2 protein-coding genes are annotated in these 1,441 nt (G+C 52.7%); both read left to right on the forward strand.

What is annotated here, in order from left to right:
• The first annotated feature begins 73 nt into the window (after positions 1-73).
• Positions 74-286, forward strand: coding sequence for a DUF4214 domain-containing protein (locus AC1DWB_RS35100; RefSeq protein WP_477545692.1), 213 nt, complete (start codon positions 74-76; stop codon positions 284-286).
• A gap of 29 nt (positions 287-315) precedes the next feature.
• Positions 316-1,441, forward strand: a 1,126-nt coding sequence (locus tag AC1DWB_RS35105) for a glycosyltransferase 61 family protein (protein ID WP_477545693.1), incomplete at its 3' end; no start/stop codon positions are given.

Consider the following 1,441-nt stretch of genomic DNA (forward strand, 5'->3'; position numbering starts at 1 on the left):
CGGAAGCGCCCATTGGCTTCCGGTGTGAGGGTACTTAAGCCAATTCTAGATGGATACCGGGAGGAATGCCTTTATGACAATCTCATCCAGAATGCGCGCCCTTTTGCAAATGGAAGGGCATGAATTCATAACGGCTCTATATAGAGAACTGCTCAACCGGGAGCCAGATCCCGAAGGCTTGGCCGTGCATATGGCCCTGCTTCAAGCGGATGTGTCCAAGATGAGTATTATGTTTCGTATCTTAATGAGTGCGGAAGCTGACGGTAAGTACAACCGTGATTACTAATCATTCTGTTAGGGGGGGAGGGGAAAAAAGTGACCATTGCATACGAGTTACAGAAGCTGTTTCGTCTCGATGGTTATGCGTTTGCCGCGACCCTGTATACCGAACTTCTCGAGCGGCAACCCGACCAGATGGAAATTGATTATTGTACGAACAAGCTGGCTGCGGGGACGCGCAAGCACGAGTTGTTTGCGGAACTACTGCAAGGAAGCGAGTCTATGATCCATTATGGGGAGACAAGAGGTCCAGTAGGGGCGTATCCAACCGCACAGGAATGGTTCAGTATGTATAACGCAGATCATTATTATCCCGACGTGGCGGCGCAATACATCCCTTTCCCTTCCGATGATGCCCCGCTGTCGTTTCCGCAGCACGAGGTCCGTTACTTATTTCATCCTGGTACGCCCCCACGGCAATCCGTGGCTGTCATTCCTTGGGGAAGAGTGGCTGGGAGAAGCGGTGGTATCATCACTCCTGACAACAAGCTGTTGTGGGAAGTCAGCATCGAGTTCAATAAGCCACATGATCCGATGTATCATTCGTTAAGCACGTCATGGAACYTTCCTCCAGCGGCATTTTTGGACGAGACAGTCGGGGTGCTTACTTCGCCGGGGAGCTATAATTACTATCATTGGATGTTTGACGTCTTGCCGCGAATCGAGCTGCTGCGGCAGTCAGGAATCCGTATCGACCGGTACCTGATTAACCGGCTAGGAGGACATGATTTCCAGCGCGAATCACTCGCTATGTTCGGAATACCCGAATCGCAGTTGCTGGAAGTGGGCGAGCATTCGCATTTCAGGGCCAGACGTCTCGTCGTGCCCTCTATGGCTGGTTTCTCCGGTAATGTTCCAAGGTTAGCTTGCGAACTGCTTCGGGCGAGGCTGCTGCCGGACCGCAGGCCGATGAAGGCGTGCAGACGACTCTTTGTCAGCCGCTCGCTTGCGGAATACCGGAGAATAATGAACGAATCCGAAGTAATGGAAGTTCTGCATAGGTTTGGTTTTCAATCCGTGTGGCTGGAAACGATGTCGTTCGGGGAACAACTCCGATTGTTCCAGGAGGCCGAAGCCGTAGTATCGCCCCATGGCGCGGGTCTTGCGAACTTGGTATTCTGCCACCCTGGCACCCGCGTAGTGGAATTGTTCCACCCGGAGG

The organism is Paenibacillus sp. P4_E11 (assembly GCF_056401635.1).

Coding starts and splice junctions, on each gene's coding strand:
- AC1DWB_RS35100 (WP_477545692.1), top strand. CDS start 74: ATGACAATCTCATCCAGAATGCGCGCCCTTTTGCAAATGGAAGGGCAT.